The organism is Flavobacterium branchiarum, from assembly GCF_030409845.1.
Lineage (GTDB): Bacteria > Bacteroidota > Bacteroidia > Flavobacteriales > Flavobacteriaceae > Flavobacterium > Flavobacterium branchiarum.
Map to the genome: position 1 here is coordinate 1,308,800 of NZ_JAUFQQ010000005.1, position 18,496 is coordinate 1,327,295.

Annotated in this window: 13 protein-coding genes and 2 tRNA genes; 4 read left to right on the forward strand and 11 right to left on the reverse strand. The window is 33.2% G+C overall.

What is annotated here, in order from left to right; all coding sequences use genetic code 11:
• Positions 1-433: 433 nt before the first annotated feature.
• The 3 genes from infB to rimP are packed head-to-tail and all read right to left on the reverse strand — an operon-like array spanning position 434 to position 5,104.
• Positions 434-3,331, reverse strand: a complete 2,898-nt coding sequence (infB, locus tag QWY99_RS17565; RefSeq protein ID WP_290267025.1) for a translation initiation factor IF-2 — start codon at positions 3,329-3,331, stop codon at positions 434-436.
• A gap of 47 nt (positions 3,332-3,378) precedes the next feature.
• Positions 3,379-4,626 carry a transcription termination factor NusA gene (gene nusA / locus QWY99_RS17570; protein ID WP_229989914.1) on the reverse strand — a complete coding sequence of 416 codons (1,248 nt, stop codon included), beginning with the start codon at positions 4,624-4,626 and terminating at the stop codon, positions 3,379-3,381.
• Between the two features lie 13 nt (positions 4,627-4,639).
• Positions 4,640-5,104, reverse strand: coding sequence for a ribosome assembly cofactor RimP (gene rimP, locus QWY99_RS17575; protein WP_290267026.1), 465 nt, complete (start codon positions 5,102-5,104; stop codon positions 4,640-4,642).
• 176 nt (positions 5,105-5,280) lie between these two features.
• Here rimP and QWY99_RS17580 point away from each other — a divergent pair, with 176 nt between their 5' ends.
• The gene (locus QWY99_RS17580; protein WP_290267027.1) at positions 5,281-6,105 is read left to right on the forward strand and encodes a universal stress protein; all 825 of its coding nucleotides are present in this window, start codon (positions 5,281-5,283) and stop codon (positions 6,103-6,105) included.
• Between the two features lie 96 nt (positions 6,106-6,201).
• Here the strand turns inward: QWY99_RS17580 and QWY99_RS17585 are convergent.
• Positions 6,202-6,272 (reverse strand) — tRNA-Gln (locus QWY99_RS17585).
• A gap of 109 nt (positions 6,273-6,381) precedes the next feature.
• Positions 6,382-6,452 (reverse strand) — tRNA-Gln (locus QWY99_RS17590).
• Positions 6,453-6,697: 245 nt separating this feature from the next.
• On the opposite strand from QWY99_RS17590, the gene QWY99_RS17595 reads away from it, so the two are divergent.
• The gene (locus QWY99_RS17595; protein ID WP_290267028.1) at positions 6,698-9,973 is read left to right on the forward strand and encodes a glycosyltransferase family 117 protein; all 3,276 of its coding nucleotides are present in this window, start codon (positions 6,698-6,700) and stop codon (positions 9,971-9,973) included.
• 91 nt (positions 9,974-10,064) lie between these two features.
• Positions 10,065-10,709, forward strand: coding sequence for a polysaccharide deacetylase family protein (locus QWY99_RS17600; RefSeq protein WP_290267029.1), 645 nt, complete (start codon positions 10,065-10,067; stop codon positions 10,707-10,709).
• Between the two features lie 56 nt (positions 10,710-10,765).
• On the opposite strand, the gene QWY99_RS17605 is transcribed toward QWY99_RS17600, so the two are convergent.
• From QWY99_RS17605 to QWY99_RS17630, 6 genes are all read right to left on the reverse strand, one after another.
• Complete coding sequence (locus QWY99_RS17605; protein WP_290267030.1) at positions 10,766-11,062, reverse strand: thioredoxin family protein; 297 nt, start codon at positions 11,060-11,062, stop codon at positions 10,766-10,768.
• Positions 11,063-11,135: 73 nt separating this feature from the next.
• Positions 11,136-12,377: a metallophosphoesterase gene (locus QWY99_RS17610; protein ID WP_290267031.1), complete on the reverse strand. Its 1,242-nt coding sequence runs from the start codon at positions 12,375-12,377 to the stop codon at positions 11,136-11,138.
• 195 nt (positions 12,378-12,572) lie between these two features.
• Positions 12,573-12,767 (reverse strand): hypothetical protein, encoded by a 195-nt coding sequence (locus QWY99_RS17615; RefSeq protein ID WP_290267032.1) that lies wholly within the window; start codon positions 12,765-12,767, stop codon positions 12,573-12,575.
• A gap of 106 nt (positions 12,768-12,873) precedes the next feature.
• Complete coding sequence (locus tag QWY99_RS17620) at positions 12,874-14,208, reverse strand: sensor histidine kinase (protein ID WP_290267033.1); 1,335 nt, start codon at positions 14,206-14,208, stop codon at positions 12,874-12,876.
• A gap of 10 nt (positions 14,209-14,218) precedes the next feature.
• Positions 14,219-14,893: a response regulator transcription factor gene (locus QWY99_RS17625; RefSeq protein ID WP_290267034.1), complete on the reverse strand. Its 675-nt coding sequence runs from the start codon at positions 14,891-14,893 to the stop codon at positions 14,219-14,221.
• Between the two features lie 186 nt (positions 14,894-15,079).
• Positions 15,080-15,322, reverse strand: a complete 243-nt coding sequence (locus QWY99_RS17630; protein WP_290268281.1) for a hypothetical protein — start codon at positions 15,320-15,322, stop codon at positions 15,080-15,082.
• 305 nt (positions 15,323-15,627) lie between these two features.
• On the opposite strand from QWY99_RS17630, the gene polA reads away from it, so the two are divergent.
• Positions 15,628-18,477 carry a DNA polymerase I gene (gene polA / locus QWY99_RS17635; protein WP_290267035.1) on the forward strand — a complete coding sequence of 950 codons (2,850 nt, stop codon included), beginning with the start codon at positions 15,628-15,630 and terminating at the stop codon, positions 18,475-18,477.
• The last annotated feature ends 19 nt before the right edge of the window (positions 18,478-18,496 follow it).

The following is an 18,496-nucleotide window of genomic DNA, read 5'->3' on the forward strand; positions in this document are numbered from 1 at the left end:
CAAAAATCGAATCAAGTAGCTAACACAAAACAGTTTTTTTTATAGCATCCTGCATTGCCCCAATCTTGACCCTCCAAAGGTTCTTCTTGATCCCAAGCTTGTCCTTTTAAGGCATGAAGACCTGAGCGATAGTGAATAGATAAAGTAATCGCATCTAATAGTTCGACAATCTAGGAATACTTTGATTAGCTTCTTATGGAGATTCTTCCTTCGTCAGAAAGACAAGATTGTGGTTAAAAAAAATTTCGAACAAAAGAAAACCTTACTACTCCACAGGTTTTGGTATTGATCCCAAGAAGTATCATAACTAAAATTAAATATGAAGATCACAAAAAAACGACTCTTTACATTTATAAAAGATCTTTAGCAATTTCAATATTAAACAAAAAAAAATCCCGACAAGTCGGGATTTTTAATTTGAAATCTATAAATTTTATTTCAATTTCTTTTTTATTGCTACTTCATGGTAAGCTTCAATTACATCACGCTCTTCGATATCATTAAAGTTTTTAATTTGAATACCACAATCGTATCCTTTACTAACTTCCTTAACATCGTCTTTGAAACGTTTTAATGCTAATAACTCTCCAGTAAATACAACAACACCATCTCTGATAACTCTAATTTTAGAGTTTCTTGCTATTTTACCATCCATTACCATACATCCTGCAATAGAACCAACTTTAGAAATTTTGAATATCTCTCTAACTTCTGCGGTACCAAGAACTTCTTCTTTCATCTCTGGAGCTAACATTCCTTCCATTGCATCTTTTAAGTCGTCGATAGCAGCATAGATAATAGAGTAGTAACGGATATCGATTTCTTCTTTATCTGCTAATTGTCTTGCATTACCAGCTGGACGAACATTAAATCCAATAATAATCGCATCTGATGCAGAAGCCAACATAACGTCAGTTTCTGTAATTGCTCCAACACCTTTATGGATAATATTAATTTGAATTTCTTCAGTAGATAATTTAGAGAACGAATCAGATAACGCCTCAACAGAACCATCCACATCTCCTTTAAGAATCACGTTCAATTCTTTAAATTGACCAAGAGCAATACGACGTCCAATTTCATCTAACGTAATATGTCTTTGTGTACGTACAGATTGTTCACGCATTAACTGAGAACGTTTTGAAGCAATTTGTTTTGCTTCTTTCTCATCTGCAAATACATTAAATTTATCACCTGCCGTTGCTGCACCATCTAGACCTAAAACTGATACAGGAGTTGATGGCCCTGCTTCAAGAACTGTATGCCCTCTTTCATCATGCATGGCTTTAATTTTACCATGATGCTTTCCAGCTAACATATAATCTCCAATTTTAAGTGTTCCGTGTTGAACTAAGATAGTCGAAACATATCCTTTTCCTTTATCTAAGAAAGCTTCAACAACAGTTCCTTGTGCTGGTTTATTTGGGTTTGATTTTAAATCTAAAATCTCAGCCTCTAATAATACTTTTTCTAATAATTCTTTAACTCCTAATCCAGTTTTTGCAGAAATATCATGTGATTGGATTTTTCCTCCCCAATCTTCAACAAGTAAATTCATACTTGCTAATTTTTCTTTTATTTTCTCTGGATTAGCATTTGGCTTATCAACTTTATTGATAGCAAATATGATTGGTACTCCAGCTGCTTGCGCATGGCTGATAGCCTCTTTTGTTTGTGGCATGATATCATCATCCGCAGCAATTACGATAATAGCAACATCGGTAACTTGAGCTCCACGTGCACGCATCGCTGTAAACGCTTCGTGACCTGGTGTATCTAAGAATGCAATTTTTTGACCATTATCTAATGTTACTCCGTATGCTCCAATATGTTGTGTAATACCTCCAGACTCACCAGCGATAACATTTTCTTTACGAATATAATCTAGTAAAGATGTTTTACCGTGATCGACGTGACCCATTACAGTAACAATTGGCGCTCTAACCACTAAGTCTTCTTCTCTATCTTCAACTACTTCAATAGCTTCCTCGATATCTACAGTAATAAACTCAACTTCATAACCAAATTCATCAGCTACGATTGTTAATGTTTCTGCATCAAGACGCTGATTCATGGTAACCATGATTCCAAGTGACATACAAGTACCAATAACTTTAGTAATTGGCACATCCATCATGATAGCAATTTCACCTACAGTAACAAATTCAGTAACTTTAATAGTTTTACTTCCTTCGTCTAAAGCTCTTTGCTCATCATCAGATTTCTGACGGTGCGTATCTCTTTTATCTCTACGGTATTTAGCAGCTTTTGATTTACCACCTTTACCTTGTAATTTCTCAAGCGTCTCTCTAATTTGGTTTTTTACTTCCTCTTCAGTAGGCTCAACCTTAGCTACAATTGCAGGACGGTTTCCTTTTACGAAACCTGGTCTAGAACTTCTGTTAGCATTAAATCCTCCTCCAGCTCCTCCTGTATTAGGAGTAATTTTATTAGGATTAGGTGTTCCTGGTGGCACAGCCGGTCTAGTCGCACCTGGTTTAGGAGCAATTCTTTTACGCTTATTTTTGTTAGCATTATTAGCTGCTGCTCCTGGAGCTCCTGGTTTATTAGGAGTTATCTTTGGATCTTCTTTCTTCTTTTTAGGCTTATTAAATTGAGATAAATCAATAGTTTGCCCCGTAAGAGTAGTTCCAGATAATTTCTGATATTGTGTTGTTATAGATTCTTCGACAGGAGGTGTAACTACAGCAGGCTCCGCTTTTACAACAGGCTCTACTTTTACTACAGGTGCTTTTTCTACTGGCACCACTACTTCTTGCTTAATTTCCTTTTTCTCTACAACTGGTTTTTCTTCTTTTTTCTCAGTAACAACAACTGGTGGTTGTACAGGTTGAACTACCTCTTTTTCAACAGGTTTTTCTTCTTTTACAACTTCCTTAGGTGTTTCAACTTTTATTGGCTCTGCTGCTACTGAAGGAGTGTTTGGAATAATTGCAGGTTTTTTCGGATTTAGATTTATTTTACCAACTTGAACTGGAGCAGTTACAACAGCTCTCGCTTTTATAACCTCTTGTTGTTTTTGGCGCTCTTCGTCTTGCTTGCGTTTGTCTTCAATTTCTTTTTCGCGTTCTACACGCAATGCTTCTTTCTCTTTTCTCTTTTCCTCACCAACTTCTTTAGAAGCCTCCTTATTTCCCTTATCGCCCGCAAATTGGCTTTGTAGGATATTAAATTCCTGATTAGAAATTTTTGCGTTTGGATTTGCATCAATAGCAATTCCTTTATCTTTTAGATAATCCACAGCTCTTTCTAATGAAATATTTAATTCCCTTAAAACCTTGTTTATTCTTATTACTCTCTCTTCAGACATAAAACCTTTTTATTATTACCTATTCGTTGTGTTGTGAGAAAGATAGACTAACTATCAAACTCTTCTTTTAGTATACGCATTACATCTAGAATTGTTTCCTCTTCTAAGTCTGTTCTTCTTACTAAATCTTCTACTTCTTGTTTTAAAATACTTTTTGCAGTATCCAATCCTATTTTAGCAAACTCCTCGATAACCCATCCTTCGATTTCATCAGAGAACTCAGTTAATTCGACATCGTCGTCTTCACCACTTGCTACATCTCCTTCTCTAATAACATCAAGCTCGTAGCCTGTTAATTGACCAGCTAGTTTAATGTTATGACCACCTCTACCGATAGCTTTAGAAACTTCCTCTAATTTCAAGAAAACTTCGGCTCTTTTTGTTTCTTCATTAATTTTTATTGAGGAAACTTTTGCAGGACTTAAAGCCCTAGTAATATATAATTGAATGTTACTAGTATAATTAATAACATCTATATTCTCATTTCCTAATTCACGAACAATTCCGTGAATACGTGAACCTTTCATACCAACACAAGCTCCAACAGGATCAATTCTATCATCGTAAGAATCTACCGCTACTTTTGCTTTCTCTCCTGGTATTCTAACTACATTTTTAACTGTAATCAATCCGTCGAATACTTCAGGAATTTCTTGTTCAAATAATTTCTCTAAAAACTTCTCAGAAGTTCTAGACATAATAATTTGTGGCTTGTTCCCTTTTAATTCAACGCTTTCAATAATTCCACGAACGTTATCTCCTTTACGGAAAAAGTCAGATGGAATTTGTTTTTCTTTTGGCAATACAATTTCATTTCCTTCATCATCCACCAAAATTACAACTCTTGGACGAACATGGTGCACTTCGGCAGTATAAATATCGCCAATAATATCTTTAAATTGCTTATAAAGATTTGTGTTATCGTGTTCGTGTATTTTAGAAATTAAATTTTGGCGTAAAGCTAATATAGCTCTTCTACCTAAATCAATTAATTTTACTTCTTCAGAAACTTCTTCTCCAATTTCAAAATCCGCCTCAATTCTTCTTGCTTCTGTCAAAGTAATTTCCTCATTTTCAAAATCAAGATCTTCGTCAGCAACAATTACTCTCCTTCTCCAAATTTCCATATCTCCCTTATCAGGATTTATGATAATATCGAAGTTATCATCTGAACCGTATTTTTTCTTCAATGCATTTCTAAATACATCTTCTAAGATTGCCATAAGCGTTACACGATCAATAAGTTTATCATCTTTAAACTCTGAGAATGAATCGATTAATGCTAAATTTTCCATGCGAATTCTTTAATTAAAATGTTACTGTAACAATTGCCTCTTTAATTTCTGTATAAGGTATTTGCTGCTCTTTACGAACTGTTTCTTTTCCTTTTCCTATTTTCTTAGGCTCCCTTGCTTCCCAAGACAAAATTATGAAATCTTCATTAGCATCAACCAACTCAGCCTCAATTTTTTCACCATTAGCATTAACAATTAATGTTCTACCAATGTTTTTCTTGTACTGTCTCACCATCTTCAATGGTGACCCAACTCCTACCGAAGCAACTTCCAAAGAAAAATCCTGTTCTTCTCTGTCCAAATTATTCTCGATAGCGCGACTTACATCAATACAGTCTTGCAAGAGCACACCATTATCTCCATCCAAAGATACAATTATCTTGAAAGCATCGGTAATGGTTAAGTCAGTTAAAAAAATTGATGGTTTTTCTAAAAGACCCTCAGCTATTAATACGTTTACTTTTTCTTTAAATGTCATACTTTTATAAAAAGAGGGGACATTTAGTCCCCTCATTATTTAGATTTTAATAAATAACGGTGCAAATATAGTGTTTTTTTTGTAAATCAAAATAAATTGATTGCTCTAAAAATATTACTTATCTTTATATGAGCATCAAAACAGCCCATTCTTCAAATAATTTAACACTCAAGATCATGAAACGCATATTAGTTCCTACCGATTTTTCTGAACATGCAGAAAACGCTTTAAAAGTCGCCGCTCAGATCGCAAAAAAAAATAACTCCGAAATAATTCTGCTCCACACGCTAGAATTACCTAGTCAAATGAACGACGCCGTTACTGGAGGAATCAGCATTCCCGAGAGCATGCTTTTCATAAAAAAAGCCAACGAAATGCTTTCTAAAACCGCTGACAGCGCCTACCTAGACGGACTTACAATAATCGAGATAGCAAAACTCGACAGACCCACTGAAGGAATTATAAAAACCAGCAAAGAGCACGAAATAGACTTAATTATCATGGGCTCACATGGGGTTTCAGGATTTGAAGAATTAGCTATTGGATCAAACACCGAAAAAGTAGTTCGCCATTCAGAAGTACCTGTTTTAGTAATAAAACAACACATAAAAGATTTCAAAACTAAGAATTTTGTTTTTGCTTCAGATTTTTCAAAAGAAATCGAAAAACCTTTTAAAAAATTGATTGAGTTTGTAAAAATCTTTGATTCTAAATTACATTTAGTAATGATTTGCACTCCAAACAGCTTCAAACCAACTCATGTTGCTCAAAAAACAATGGAAGATTTCATTACTCCGTTTAATTTAAAAAACTATTCAACCTATATTTATAACGACACAAATATTGAAAACGGAATTATAAACTTCTCCAATAGCATTAACGCAGATTTAATCGGCATGTGCACACACGGAAGAACTGGATTTGCACATTTTTTCAACGGAAGCCTCAGCGAAGATATAGTAAATCATGCAGTACGTCCGATACTGACTTTTAAGATCTAATCAAACAACAACACTACAAATCACCTAAAAAAGAAAAACTAAAAACAACCTACAATTTATTGCATAAAAAAAGCCTCTCAATTGAGAGGCTTTATGTTGGTCTACAAGGACTCGAACCTTGAAAGACTGCACCAAAAACAGTTGTGTTACCATTACACCATAGACCAGCAGTGCTGTTAAGCGAGTGCAAATTTAAAGCTTTTTTTGGTTTACACAAACTTTTTTAAAAAAACTTTTTTAAATAAAAAAAGCCTCTCGATTGAGAGGCTTTTTATGTTGGTCTACAAGGACTCGAACCTTGAAAGACTGCACCAAAAACAGTTGTGTTACCATTACACCATAGACCAGCAGTGCTGTTAAGCGAGTGCAAATTTAGAGCTTTATTTAGTTCGCACAAGCTTTTTGAGCAAAAATTTTAAAAAAAAATCATTTTTTATTCAACAAATCTCAACGCCAACACAGAACACATTAACACACAGTTAATTAATCTAAAGAATTACTTTTATAGAAAAATTTGTTAATGCTGGTTTGGTTACACAAAAAAACATTTTCTTTGTATGATTAAATATGGACAAATTTTTAACACCTAAATATGGCACAATTCAACTTTAATAAATGGAATACAATTATTGGTTGGTTAACTTTTACAATCGCTTTAATAACTTACACACTTACTGTCGAACCCACAATGAGTTTTTGGGATTGTGGTGAATACATCGCTACAGCCGCTAAACTTGAAGTAGGTCACCCACCTGGAGCTCCTTTATACCAAATGATGGGCGCTTTCTTTGCAATGTTTGCAATGGATGATCAGCATGTGGCCTTAATGGTTAATATGATGTCGGTGTTCTCTAGTGCATTCACAATATTATTCATGTTTTGGTCTTCTTCTATTATTCTAAAAAAAATGATCTCACGCTTTTCTGAGATCAATACAAACAATTCAATTGTTATCTTAGGAAGCTCTTTTGTTGGAGCACTAGCTTATACTTTCTCAGACAGCTTCTGGTTTAATGCTGTTGAAGCAGAGGTATATGCTATGGCATCCTTATTAATAGCCTTACTATTCTGGCTAGGATTGCGTTGGGAACAAGATATGAATACTCCTAGAGGCAACAAATGGTTACTAATTATATCCTTAGTAGTTGGCCTTTCGTTTGGAGTACACTTCATGGCATTGCTTACAATTCCTGCAATTGGATTCCTTTATTTCTTTAAAAACTACGAAAAAGTTACAATAAAAAACTTCATTATCGCTAATATAGTGGTAGTAGCAGTCTTATTGTTCATTTTCATATTACTACTTCCGTTAACAATGGCTTTCTTTGGTAAAACCGAAATCTACATGGTTAACGAAATGGGAATGCCTTTTAACTCAGGAACTATATTTGTAGCTTTAGTTCTTATTGCTTTCTTTTATTTTGGATTACGCTACACCAGACAAAAAGGACTTGTTTTCTATAACACAATAATTCTTTGTATCTTATTTATTTTAATTGGATTCTCTACTTGGTTAATGCTACCTATTAGAGCCAATGCTAATACCGTGATTAATGAAAATAAACCTTCGGATGCAACCGAAGTACTTGCTTATTACAATCGTGAACAATACGGTGTAAACCCATTGTTTTACGGACCTCAGTATACAGAAATGTTTGCAGGATTAGACAAAAACACTCCTTATCTTGACAAAAAACCTAATTACGAAAGAGACTATACAACTGGTAAATATATCATTACCAATAATTATAAAAATGCTGTACAGAATATGGATGATGCTCAAAAAGCATTTTTACCTAGAATGTGGAGTACCGATCACGCAGAAAACTACGCAAACTTTACAAATCCTCCTGCCTTTAAGATAAATCCAAACTATCCTTACGAGGATGACTTGCAAAAATACGGCATCGACCCAAGTCAACTAACTGAAGAAGAATACAATAAAGCAACTTCCCAACTAAGACATGAGGTTGAAAAAACTGTCATGGATTTTAAAAAGGCATATGCTCAAAAACAAATTGACAACGAAGGATACATAAAATTCTTAAAAAGCTACCAAGACTACTTAATTGTTGAAAAACCAACAACAGCAGACAATTTTAGTTTTATGTTCGAATATCAATTCGGCTATATGTACTGGAGATATTTAATGTGGAATTTTGTTGGTCGTCAAAGCGATGTTCAAGGAAAATATGACAACTTAGACGGTAACTGGATTAGTGGAATCAAATTCATGGACTCTATCCATTTACTTTCTCAAGATAACTTACCATCTGATGTTTTAAACAACAAAGGAAGAAACGTTTATTTCTTTTTACCATTTATTCTTGGTCTAGTTGGACTGATGTACCATGCGAATAAAGACATAAAAAGCTTCTATGTCTTACTTGCCTTGTTCCTATTTACAGGTTTTGCATTAAAAATATACTTAAACGAAAGACCTTTTGAACCTCGAGAAAGGGATTATGCACTTGTAGGATCCTTTTATGTATTTGCTATCTGGATTGGATTTGGAGTATATGCCCTCTACGAAACTCTGCAGAAATACTTAGCCCCAAAAATTGCTGGACCCGTAGTTATCGTAGCCAGCTTACTTGCCGCACCAGTACTTATGGCTTCTCAAAACTGGGACGATCACGATAGATCAAACAAGTACACTGCTGTAGCAATGGCAAAAGCTTATCTAAGCTCTTGTGATCCAAATGCTATCCTATACACCATTGGTGATAACGACACATTCCCTTTATGGTATATTCAAGAAATTGAACACTTTAGAACCGATGTTAAAATTGTAAACACCAGTTTATTCATGACTGATTGGTACATTGATCAGATGAAAATGAAAGCTTACGAATCAGATCCGTTACCAATTTCATTTACACATGATGAATATGTGGGGGATAACCGCGATTATGTAGCTCACATTCCGAAAATTGATAACCGATGGGATATTAAAGATTTCATAAACTTTATAAAAAATCCAAAGTCTACCGTTGAAATGCAAAATGGACAAACAATTCATTTCTACCCAACTAATAAAATTCGTCTTACTATAAACAAAGACAATATTATTAAGAACAAAGTAGTTGCACCAAAGTATTATGACTCGATCGTTCCTTATATCGACATTGACATTAAAGGAAGCGCTATATACAAGAACCGCTTAATGATGCTTGATATACTAGCTAACAATGACTGGAAAAGACCAATTTATTTTAGCGGCGGAGCATTTGATGACGAGGATTATCTATGGCTAAAAAGCTACCTTCAACTTGATGGTATGGCATACAAACTTGTACCTATTAAAAATGTTCCTTCTAAAGAAGGTGGACCAATGGATATGGGACAAATTGACAGTGAAAAAATGTACAACATCGTAATGAAATGGGACTGGGGTAATAGCGATAGTGATAAAATCTATCACGATCCTGAAACTAGAAGAAACAGTATCACATACCGTACTAATCTTTCTCGATTAATGAAACAATTAATTGCTGAAGGTAAAATTGACAAAGCTAAAAACATCATCAATTTAGCAATGACTAAAATGCCTTTAGACAAATTTGGATATTACTCATTAGTAGAACCTTTTGCTAAAGGATATTATGATGTTGGTGAAAAAGCCAAAGCACATGATTTATTAGAAAAACTAATAAACAAATACAAAGAGAATCTTGAATACTATAGTCATTTAACGCCTTCTGAGCAATCTAGCCTTGCCATTGATATTATTACTGATATCGAAAGATACAGAAGCTTATTGCAAGTAATGAAAGAAAGCAAAGACTTACCTTTCTACAATAAACAAAAGACTATCTTTAATACTTATGTAAATGTTTTTGAGCGATTTGGTCGCGAAAAGGAATAAATAAGATTCAAAATATAATAATTAAAAAATGTAGCGCTATTGAAAAATACCGCTACATTTTTTATTTTTACATAATCTAAAATTTATGAAAATGAGTTTTTATTGGATCAAAACAAATAAGCTAATCAAACATATTTTCTCTAACTATTATTGGGACATTCCTAATAAGGAGAATAAAATATACTTGACTTTTGATGACGGCCCTACTCCCGAAATCACCGAATGGGTTTTATCTGAACTAAAAAAACGAAATGCCAAAGCAACTTTCTTCTGCATCGGAAACAACATAGAGAAACACCCTGCTATTTTCAAAAAAATAATTAACGAGGGGCATGTTATAGGAAATCACACTTACGACCATTTAAAAGGATGGAAAACACCCACAGAGACCTACTTAAAGAATAGCCTTTTATGCGCCAAACAAATTCAAGAGTCATCTGCTAAAACCATTCAGCCAAAGATTTTTCGTCCTCCTTATGGAAAAATCACAAAATCCCAATCGACACAATTACGCCAATTTGGATATAAAATAATAATGTGGGATGTTTTAAGTGCCGATTTTGACCGAAATATATCTCCTGAAAAATGCTTGCAGAATGTAATCAAAAATGTAAAACCAGGAAGCATAATAGTTTTTCACGATAGCGTAAAAGCATCGCAAAATCTTAAATTTGCATTACCAAAAACATTAGATTATTTAAAGGATAACAATTTTATATTTGATGTTATTTATTAGACATAGAACATCCTGTAAAGTATAAAATACCACAAGTTTGTGGCATATAGAAGATATTAGAGTTGTTCTTGTACAATCCCAATAATAGTATTTGCATCCAATTCGCCGGATTGCCTCCAAATCATTTGACCATCTTTGTATATCATCAAAGTAGGAAGGCCTTTAATCCTAAGAGCATCGGCTAATTCCTGATTTTTATCCACATCTATTTTTATCACCTTGGCTTTATCGCCTAGCGCTGCTGCAACATCCTTAATTACAGGATGCATTGAAATAGAAGATTCGTTCCAATCGGTGTAAAAATCTATTAACACTGGAACTTGAGCATTTATAAGTTCTCCAAATTTTGACATATAACCGAAAATTTAATCTTTTTAAATCTACTAAAAAGAATTTATTATATACAAATGTAGCATTTTTAACTAATTATGCCACATTCTTACCTTTTTTTAGTTCAATCACGGTAATCTCAGGCATTATACCTACCCTTCCTGGATAAGCATGAAAACCAAAACCACGATTTACATATACATAGCGACCTGCATTTTCATACAAACCGGCCCATTGTTTGTACACATATTGTGCCAAACTCCATTTAAAATAACCTGGAATTTCAATTCCAAATTGCATTCCGTGTGTATGACCTGATAATGTAAGATGAAAATTCTTAGGATGCTCTTTTATTTCATACTCCCAATGACTTGGGTCATGGCTCATTAAAACTTTAAAATCATCTTGATTAACATTTTGTGATGCCTTATTTAAATCGCCTGCTTTTTTAAAATTATGTCCCCAATTTTCTACGCCAACTAAAGCAATTTTGTCATCTCCTTTTTGAATGTAAGTATGTTCATTCAATAACAATTGAAAACCTATTTGTTCGTATAATTTTTTTATAGCTTCAAAATTCTCTTCTTTCTTTTCCTCAGATGGCCAAGTAACATACTCCCCGTAATCATGATTTCCTAAAACGGAATACTTACCGTACTTAGGTTTTTTGATTTTATTGAATGTTTCCAGCCAAGGATGCATCTCGGTAGCATGGGTATTAACGATATCTCCTGTAAACAAAATCATATCCGAATTTTGCTCGTTTATCAAATCAATGGCATAGCTTATCTTCTCTGGATTATCAAAGCTTCCGGAGTGTACATCCGAAATTTGTGTAATCCTAAATCCATCAAAAGCATCTGGTAAATCTGGAAAAAATACTGTTTGCTTGAATACTTTAAAATTATACCTTCCTTCAAAAATCCCATAAATAAGAGATAAAAAAGGAACTGCTGCTAAACCTACAGCCAATTGGCTTACAAATTTTCTTCGGCTAGGAATTACACTATTTGTTGTAGTATTTGGATTTTCGATGAAATAATTAACTATTCCAACTCCTGCACGAAAAATATCTTCGCCCAAAAGCACTAATGTTATTACAATTTTTGGTACATAAACCAATAACATTAACCCCATAGTAAACATGGTTTGCTTAGTTTGCCCAACAGATCGATCAAATTGCGTAAAAGAATATATTATAAATATAAAAAGCAGTAAACTTATTACTTGGTAACTTATCAAGAGCCATCTTAATTTGATCAATGTTCTGACAGCCTGAAAAGAATATAACTCTATAAATAAAAAAAGAGCACAAATAATTATAAAACGAATGACCATTGGTAATTTTTTAGGCAAAGAAACAAAGAATGAAAATGCAAAAACTTTTAATTATCAAAAATTTAACGCAAACAATAACAAAAAAGCTGGCGAATAAATTCACCAGCCTTTCACCTATTAAAACTATTATCCTGCTTACCCCCTTATATAAATTATTATGTCTAATTTACAGTAAGCAAAATACCAATCAAACCCTTATTTTTTTGCTTTTGCAGCTTCTGGCTTAGCTGTTTCCATTTTTACAGAATCTGCTTTTTTATCTGCTTTCTTTTTAGCATGTTTAGTTGCTTTTACTTCTTTTGCTGGTGTTGTTTGTGCTGGTGTTGTTTGTGCACTTACCATTGCTGTTGTTCCTAAAACTGCTATAGCTAGCATTAATACTTTTTTCATGATTGTGGTTTTTATGATTATTAACTCATTATTTATAGGTCAAAGATATCTTCACTAAATGAAGATTAAATGAAGTTTTGCCCTACCCGAAAGTTTTAACTTTTAATTAAGCTTTAATACCATTTGGAAATAATAATAAAAACGTTGTTCCTTCATTTGGACTTGAAGTTACTTTAATATCTATATGATGAAAGGATGCAATACTATCTGCAATAGCCAAACCTAAACCTTGCCCGTCTTGATCGGAACTAATACGTGTAAATCGATTAAATATATTTTCGATCTGAGATTCATTCATTCCTATCCCTGAGTCGGAAATAGATAAATAATACCGTTGTTCTAGGAATCCATCGCTAATAATTATGCTCCCATTTTCTTTATTGTACTTTATTGCGTTTGTTACCAAATTGTACAATAAAATATGAAGGAGTGTTTTATTGCCTCTAAAATCAAAATCATGCTTCATATCATTAGAGAACTCTAATCCTTTATCTTCAATTCTATCTTGAAGATCTTCATATAATCCATTTACGATTTCATGAAAATCAATAACTTCATTGGCTACATATTGATTATTCTCTATTCTGGAGATTAGCAATAAATTATTGATTATTTTCTTCAACATATCTAGTGTCTTGAGCGAACTGGCTATTTTATCTATTGCATTATCATCTAAAGATTCATTTTGCAATAAATTTTCGAATTTATTTTTCAATAAAGCTATTGGCGTTAATAACTCATGGGAAACATTGGATATAAATTGTTTTTCTTTTTTAAACAATTCTGCTATCCTATCCATCATTTGATTTAAAACCGAATCTAATTCTCTAAAATCGGTAGAATGTGCTTTAATCGGAGTATGATCAAAAGCTTCGGGCTCATTAACTCGCCTAATTTTTGTATCAATTATTTTATAAAAAGGCTTGAGTAAATACTCGATATAAAAAGTATCTGCTAAAAATGTTATCAAAACTACCACAACCAAAACTACAATTATAAAGAGCTTAATAATAAAAGTAAGGTCTTTTATCTCTGCCAAACTGCTTCCTATCTCTAACTCATACCCTATATTTTCATAAGTAAAATGATATTGCAAGATTCTGTACTCATTTTCTTCACCTTCTATAATCCTATTTTCATTAACAAATGAGGTTTTTTCTTGATTTGGTAATTTTGGCAATCTCGAAAGAACTAAAAACTCACTGTGTAAGCTAGAAAACTGCGAATAAGTTTCGGTAGAATCTGCTGCATTTTCGATAAAATCATCAATCTCATTTTGATTTAAATGCTCTATAAACTTTTTCTTCTTTTCTATAAGACCATTATTAATGTGCCTGTAAACTACATTTTGAATCAAAATCGGCAACATTAGCCATAGAACTAAAATCAACAACAATCGTGTTAATGCATTAAAGATGGCTAATTGATGTTTTATTTTCACGTTGATTTATTTAAGTATTAATACGATACCCGACATTTCTTACTGTTTCAAACCAATCTATTGTTGTGTGTTTGTCTAGTTTTTTTCGAAGATTACGAACGTGAACATCTATAAAATTAGAATCTGAATTGATTTCTAGAATATCTCCCCAAATATGCTCTGTTAATTGTAATCGTGTGATCACACGATTTTTATTCAGTACTAAATACTGAAAAATATCAAATTCTTTTTTGGTTAGATTAATCGGTGTTCCATCATAACTCACCTTATAATCTTGCAATTGCAAAGAAAATCCATGCACTACCAAATCATTTAGTGTATATCCATGCATTCTACGAATAACAGCAAACAAACGCGCACTTAATTCTGTCAATGCAAAAGGCTTTGTAAGATAATCATCGGCTCCAAGATGCAAACCATCTATCCTGTCATCTAACTCTCCACGGGCTGTTATAACTATTACTGCTATTTTAGATTTGGTTTTTCGAACTGCTTTTAGAACATCAAAACCATCACCATCAGGCAAACCCAAATCGAGTAGCATCGCATCATAATCATTTCCTCCTATTTCATCTAATGCCTCATTACAAGTATTTGCAATTTTACAGACATAACCACCGTTACTCAAAAAATCACGAACCTCGATAGCCAGCTCTTTGTTATCTTCGACAATCAGAATATTCATAGAATGTATTTTTATTAATTAAAAGTAAGCAAATAATGAAAACGTAATTTTTAATTTATTAAAAAATTTAACGCCTGTCTGAACACAAAAAGAGCTGATAAATTTCTTTATCAGCCTCATCAATAATTATCCTTTTTGTTTTGTCGACCATTATCAATCCAATCGAAAACAAAACAAAAACGACTTCTATTTTTTTGTTTTCATTGGTTCTGCTTTTGAAGCTGTTGCTTTTACAGTTTTCGCTTTTTTATCTGTTTTTGTTTTTGGATGTTTGGTTGCTTTAACCTCTTTTACAGGAGTTGCTTTTACTGGCATTGGAGCTGCATTAACCATTGCACTTGTTCCTAAAACTGCTACTAATAACATTGCTAAATTTTTACTCAAGTTTTGCAGTCTGCTTTTTCTGTTTTCGTGAATCTGTGATTTCATGATTTCAATATTTAAATTAATTATCTCCTTATTTATACACCAAATGTACATCTGTAAAATGAAGACAAAATGAAGATTAAAAGGATGTGATATTTTTAACTTGTTATTAACTATAAGTATTTAACGCAACATAAAACTTAAAAAAAAGAACCTTACCCATATTGCTTTACTCAACTTATGCATCTACAAAAAAACCTCATAAAGAATACTTTAACCTAAACACAAAACTTATCTGGATTAAATTTCGAATAACAGAATCGTTATTAAAACCCAATTGTTTATTTTTACAGACTAATATTTTTTTTATGTCAACTCAAAAACGTCTTTTCTTACTTGATGCCTACGCCTTAATTTTCCGTGGTTATTATGCTTTTATAAAAAACCCTCGTATTAACTCCAAAGGAATGGATACCTCTGCAATTATGGGATTTATGAACTCCCTTCTGGATGTAATAAAAAGAGAGAGACCGGATCATTTAGCAGTAGCTTTTGATAAAGGAGGTAGTGCTTTACGAAATGAAATATTCCCTGAGTACAAAGCTAATCGCGATGTAACTCCCGAAGCTATAAAAATTGCTGTGCCTTATATTCAAGAATTATTAAAAGCAATGCATATTCCGATTATAGAAGTTGCCGGTTACGAAGCCGATGATTTAATTGGAACTATTGCTAAGCAAGCCGAAAAAGAAAACTACAAGGTTTTTATGGTTACGCCTGATAAGGATTTTGCACAATTGGTTTCTGATAATATTTTTATGTACAAACCTGCCCGAATGGGTAACGGAATTGAAATATGGGGAGTTCCTGAAGTATTAGCAAAATTTGAAATAGAACGTCCTGAGCAAGTAATTGACTTTTTAGGGATGATGGGGGATGCTGCCGATAATATCCCTGGACTTCCAGGAGTTGGAGAAGTTACTGCCAAAAAACTATTAAAAGAATATGGCTCTATGGAAAATCTTTTAGCAAATACGGACAAGCTAAAAGGAAAAATGAAAGAAAACATTGAGGCTAACGTTGAGAAAGGATTACTATCAAAAACATTGGCAACTATTCTATTAGATTGCCCTGTAACCTTCAATGAATCTGATTATGAACTAACTCGTCCTGATATCGAAAAAACGGATGCTATTTTTCAAGAATTGGAATTTAGAAGAATGGCAGAGCAATTTGACAATCTTTTTAAAACTGACGGAAGCGGATCAACAGCTACAACAACTCCAGATACTTCTGATCCAAAATTATACAAGAAGCCACAAGCCAAAAACGAAGATCAATTTGACCTTTTTGGAAGCGCTACTACAGATGAAAATCCTGAAGCAAACAGAACTCCTTTTTATAGTAATTTAGAAAACACACCTCACTCCTACCAAATTATACAGGGAGATTTAGGATTGAAATTACTTTTACAAAATTTACAAAATCAATCTTCTGTTTGCTTCGATACAGAAACCACCGGATTAAATGCCTTGCATGCTGAATTAGTTGGAATTTCATTTTCTTATGAAAAAGGAAAAGGATTTTATGTGCCGTTTCCAGAAAACCAAGATGAAGCAAAAACATTAATCGAAAAGTTTGTTCCATTTTTTGAAAATGAAGCTATTGAAAAAATTGGTCAGAACTTAAAATACGATTTAAAAATACTATTGAATTATGGTGTTTCGGTAAAAGGGAAGTTATTCGACACTATGATTGCGCATTACCTGATTAATCCAGATATGCGCCATAATATGGATATTCTATCTGAAACTTATTTAAAATATACACCAAAATCGATTGAAGATTTAATTGGCAAAAAAGGAAAGAATCAAAAATCGATGCGCGAAGTTGCACTCGAAGATATAAAAGAATATGCTGTTGAGGATGCCGATGTAACATTACAACTGAAAGAAATATTCACAACCGAATTAGACAAAACCGAAACTAAAAAGTTATTCGAAGAAATCGAAATTCCATTAGTTAGTGTTCTTGCCGCAATGGAAACCGAAGGGATCCGCCTTGACGTTGACTTCTTAAAATCACTATCCGAAGAATTAGGCAATGATATTAAAACATTAGAAGCTAAAATTTATGAAATTGCTGGAGAACAATTCAACCTTGCCTCTCCAAAACAATTGGGTGATATTTTATTTGATAAATTAAAAATTGGTGGAGCAAAGCAAAAGAAAACCAAAACAGGTCAATACGCAACTGGTGAGGAAGTATTAAGCTTCCTAGCTAAAGACAACGAGATTGTTGCTGCAATTCTAGATTGGCGTTCTCTTGTTAAATTACAGAATACTTATGTAGATGCTTTACCATTACAAGTAGACCCTGTATCTAAAAGAGTCCATACCGATTATATGCAAACGGTAGCTGCAACAGGCCGTTTAAGCTCAAATAATCCTAACTTACAGAATATTCCAATTCGTACCGAAAGAGGAAGGCAAATACGTAAAGCATTTATTGCACGTGACGAAAATTACACTTTAATCTCTGCCGATTACTCTCAAATAGAATTGCGCATCATTGCTGCTTTAAGTGGCGAAGAAAATATGATTAAAGCGTTCCAGAATCATGAAGACATTCATAAATCTACGGCTTCTAAAGTATTTAATGTTCCATTAGAAGAAGTAACTCGTGAACAACGTAGTCATGCTAAAACGGTAAACTTTGGTATTATCTACGGTGTTTCGGCTTTTGGACTAAGCAACCAAACTTCATTATCAAGAAGCGAAAGTGCTACTTTGATTGAAGCATACTATAAAACATACCCAAGATTAAAATCATACATTCAGGAACAAATAGATTTTGCTAGAGAGAATGGTTATGTACAAACTATTTTAGGCCGTCGCCGTTATTTAAAAGATATTAATTCACAGAATGCAATTGTACGCGGTGGAGCCGAAAGAAACGCTGTAAATGCACCAATTCAAGGAAGCGCTGCTGATGTTATCAAAATTGCAATGATTAACATTCATAAAAAATTGATTGACGAAAATTGGAAATCTAAGATGTTGCTTCAAGTACATGATGAACTTGTGTTTGACGTACACAATGAGGAACTTGAAAAAATTCAACCAATGATTAAACATGAAATGGAAAATGCATTTATAATGGCAGTTCCATTAGAAGTTGAATTAGGTTTAGGTAGAGATTGGTTAGAGGCACATTAATTTAATTTTAGATTTCTGA

Excerpts from the sequence above, each read along its gene's own strand:
- infB (WP_290267025.1), bottom strand. The coding sequence starts at position 3,331 with ATGTCTGAAGAGAGAGTAATAAGAATAAACAAGGTTTTAAGGGAATTA.
- nusA (WP_229989914.1), bottom strand. The coding sequence starts at position 4,626 with ATGGAAAATTTAGCATTAATCGATTCATTCTCAGAGTTTAAAGATGAT.
- rimP (WP_290267026.1), bottom strand. The coding sequence starts at position 5,104 with ATGACATTTAAAGAAAAAGTAAACGTATTAATAGCTGAGGGTCTTTTA.
- QWY99_RS17580 (WP_290267027.1), top strand. The coding sequence starts at position 5,281 with ATGAAACGCATATTAGTTCCTACCGATTTTTCTGAACATGCAGAAAAC.
- QWY99_RS17595 (WP_290267028.1), top strand. The coding sequence starts at position 6,698 with ATGGCACAATTCAACTTTAATAAATGGAATACAATTATTGGTTGGTTA.
- QWY99_RS17600 (WP_290267029.1), top strand. The coding sequence starts at position 10,065 with ATGAGTTTTTATTGGATCAAAACAAATAAGCTAATCAAACATATTTTC.
- QWY99_RS17605 (WP_290267030.1), bottom strand. The coding sequence starts at position 11,062 with ATGTCAAAATTTGGAGAACTTATAAATGCTCAAGTTCCAGTGTTAATA.
- QWY99_RS17610 (WP_290267031.1), bottom strand. The coding sequence starts at position 12,377 with ATGGTCATTCGTTTTATAATTATTTGTGCTCTTTTTTTATTTATAGAG.
- QWY99_RS17615 (WP_290267032.1), bottom strand. The coding sequence starts at position 12,767 with ATGAAAAAAGTATTAATGCTAGCTATAGCAGTTTTAGGAACAACAGCA.
- QWY99_RS17625 (WP_290267034.1), bottom strand. The coding sequence starts at position 14,893 with ATGAATATTCTGATTGTCGAAGATAACAAAGAGCTGGCTATCGAGGTT.
- QWY99_RS17630 (WP_290268281.1), bottom strand. The coding sequence starts at position 15,322 with ATGAAATCACAGATTCACGAAAACAGAAAAAGCAGACTGCAAAACTTG.
- polA (WP_290267035.1), top strand. The coding sequence starts at position 15,628 with ATGTCAACTCAAAAACGTCTTTTCTTACTTGATGCCTACGCCTTAATT.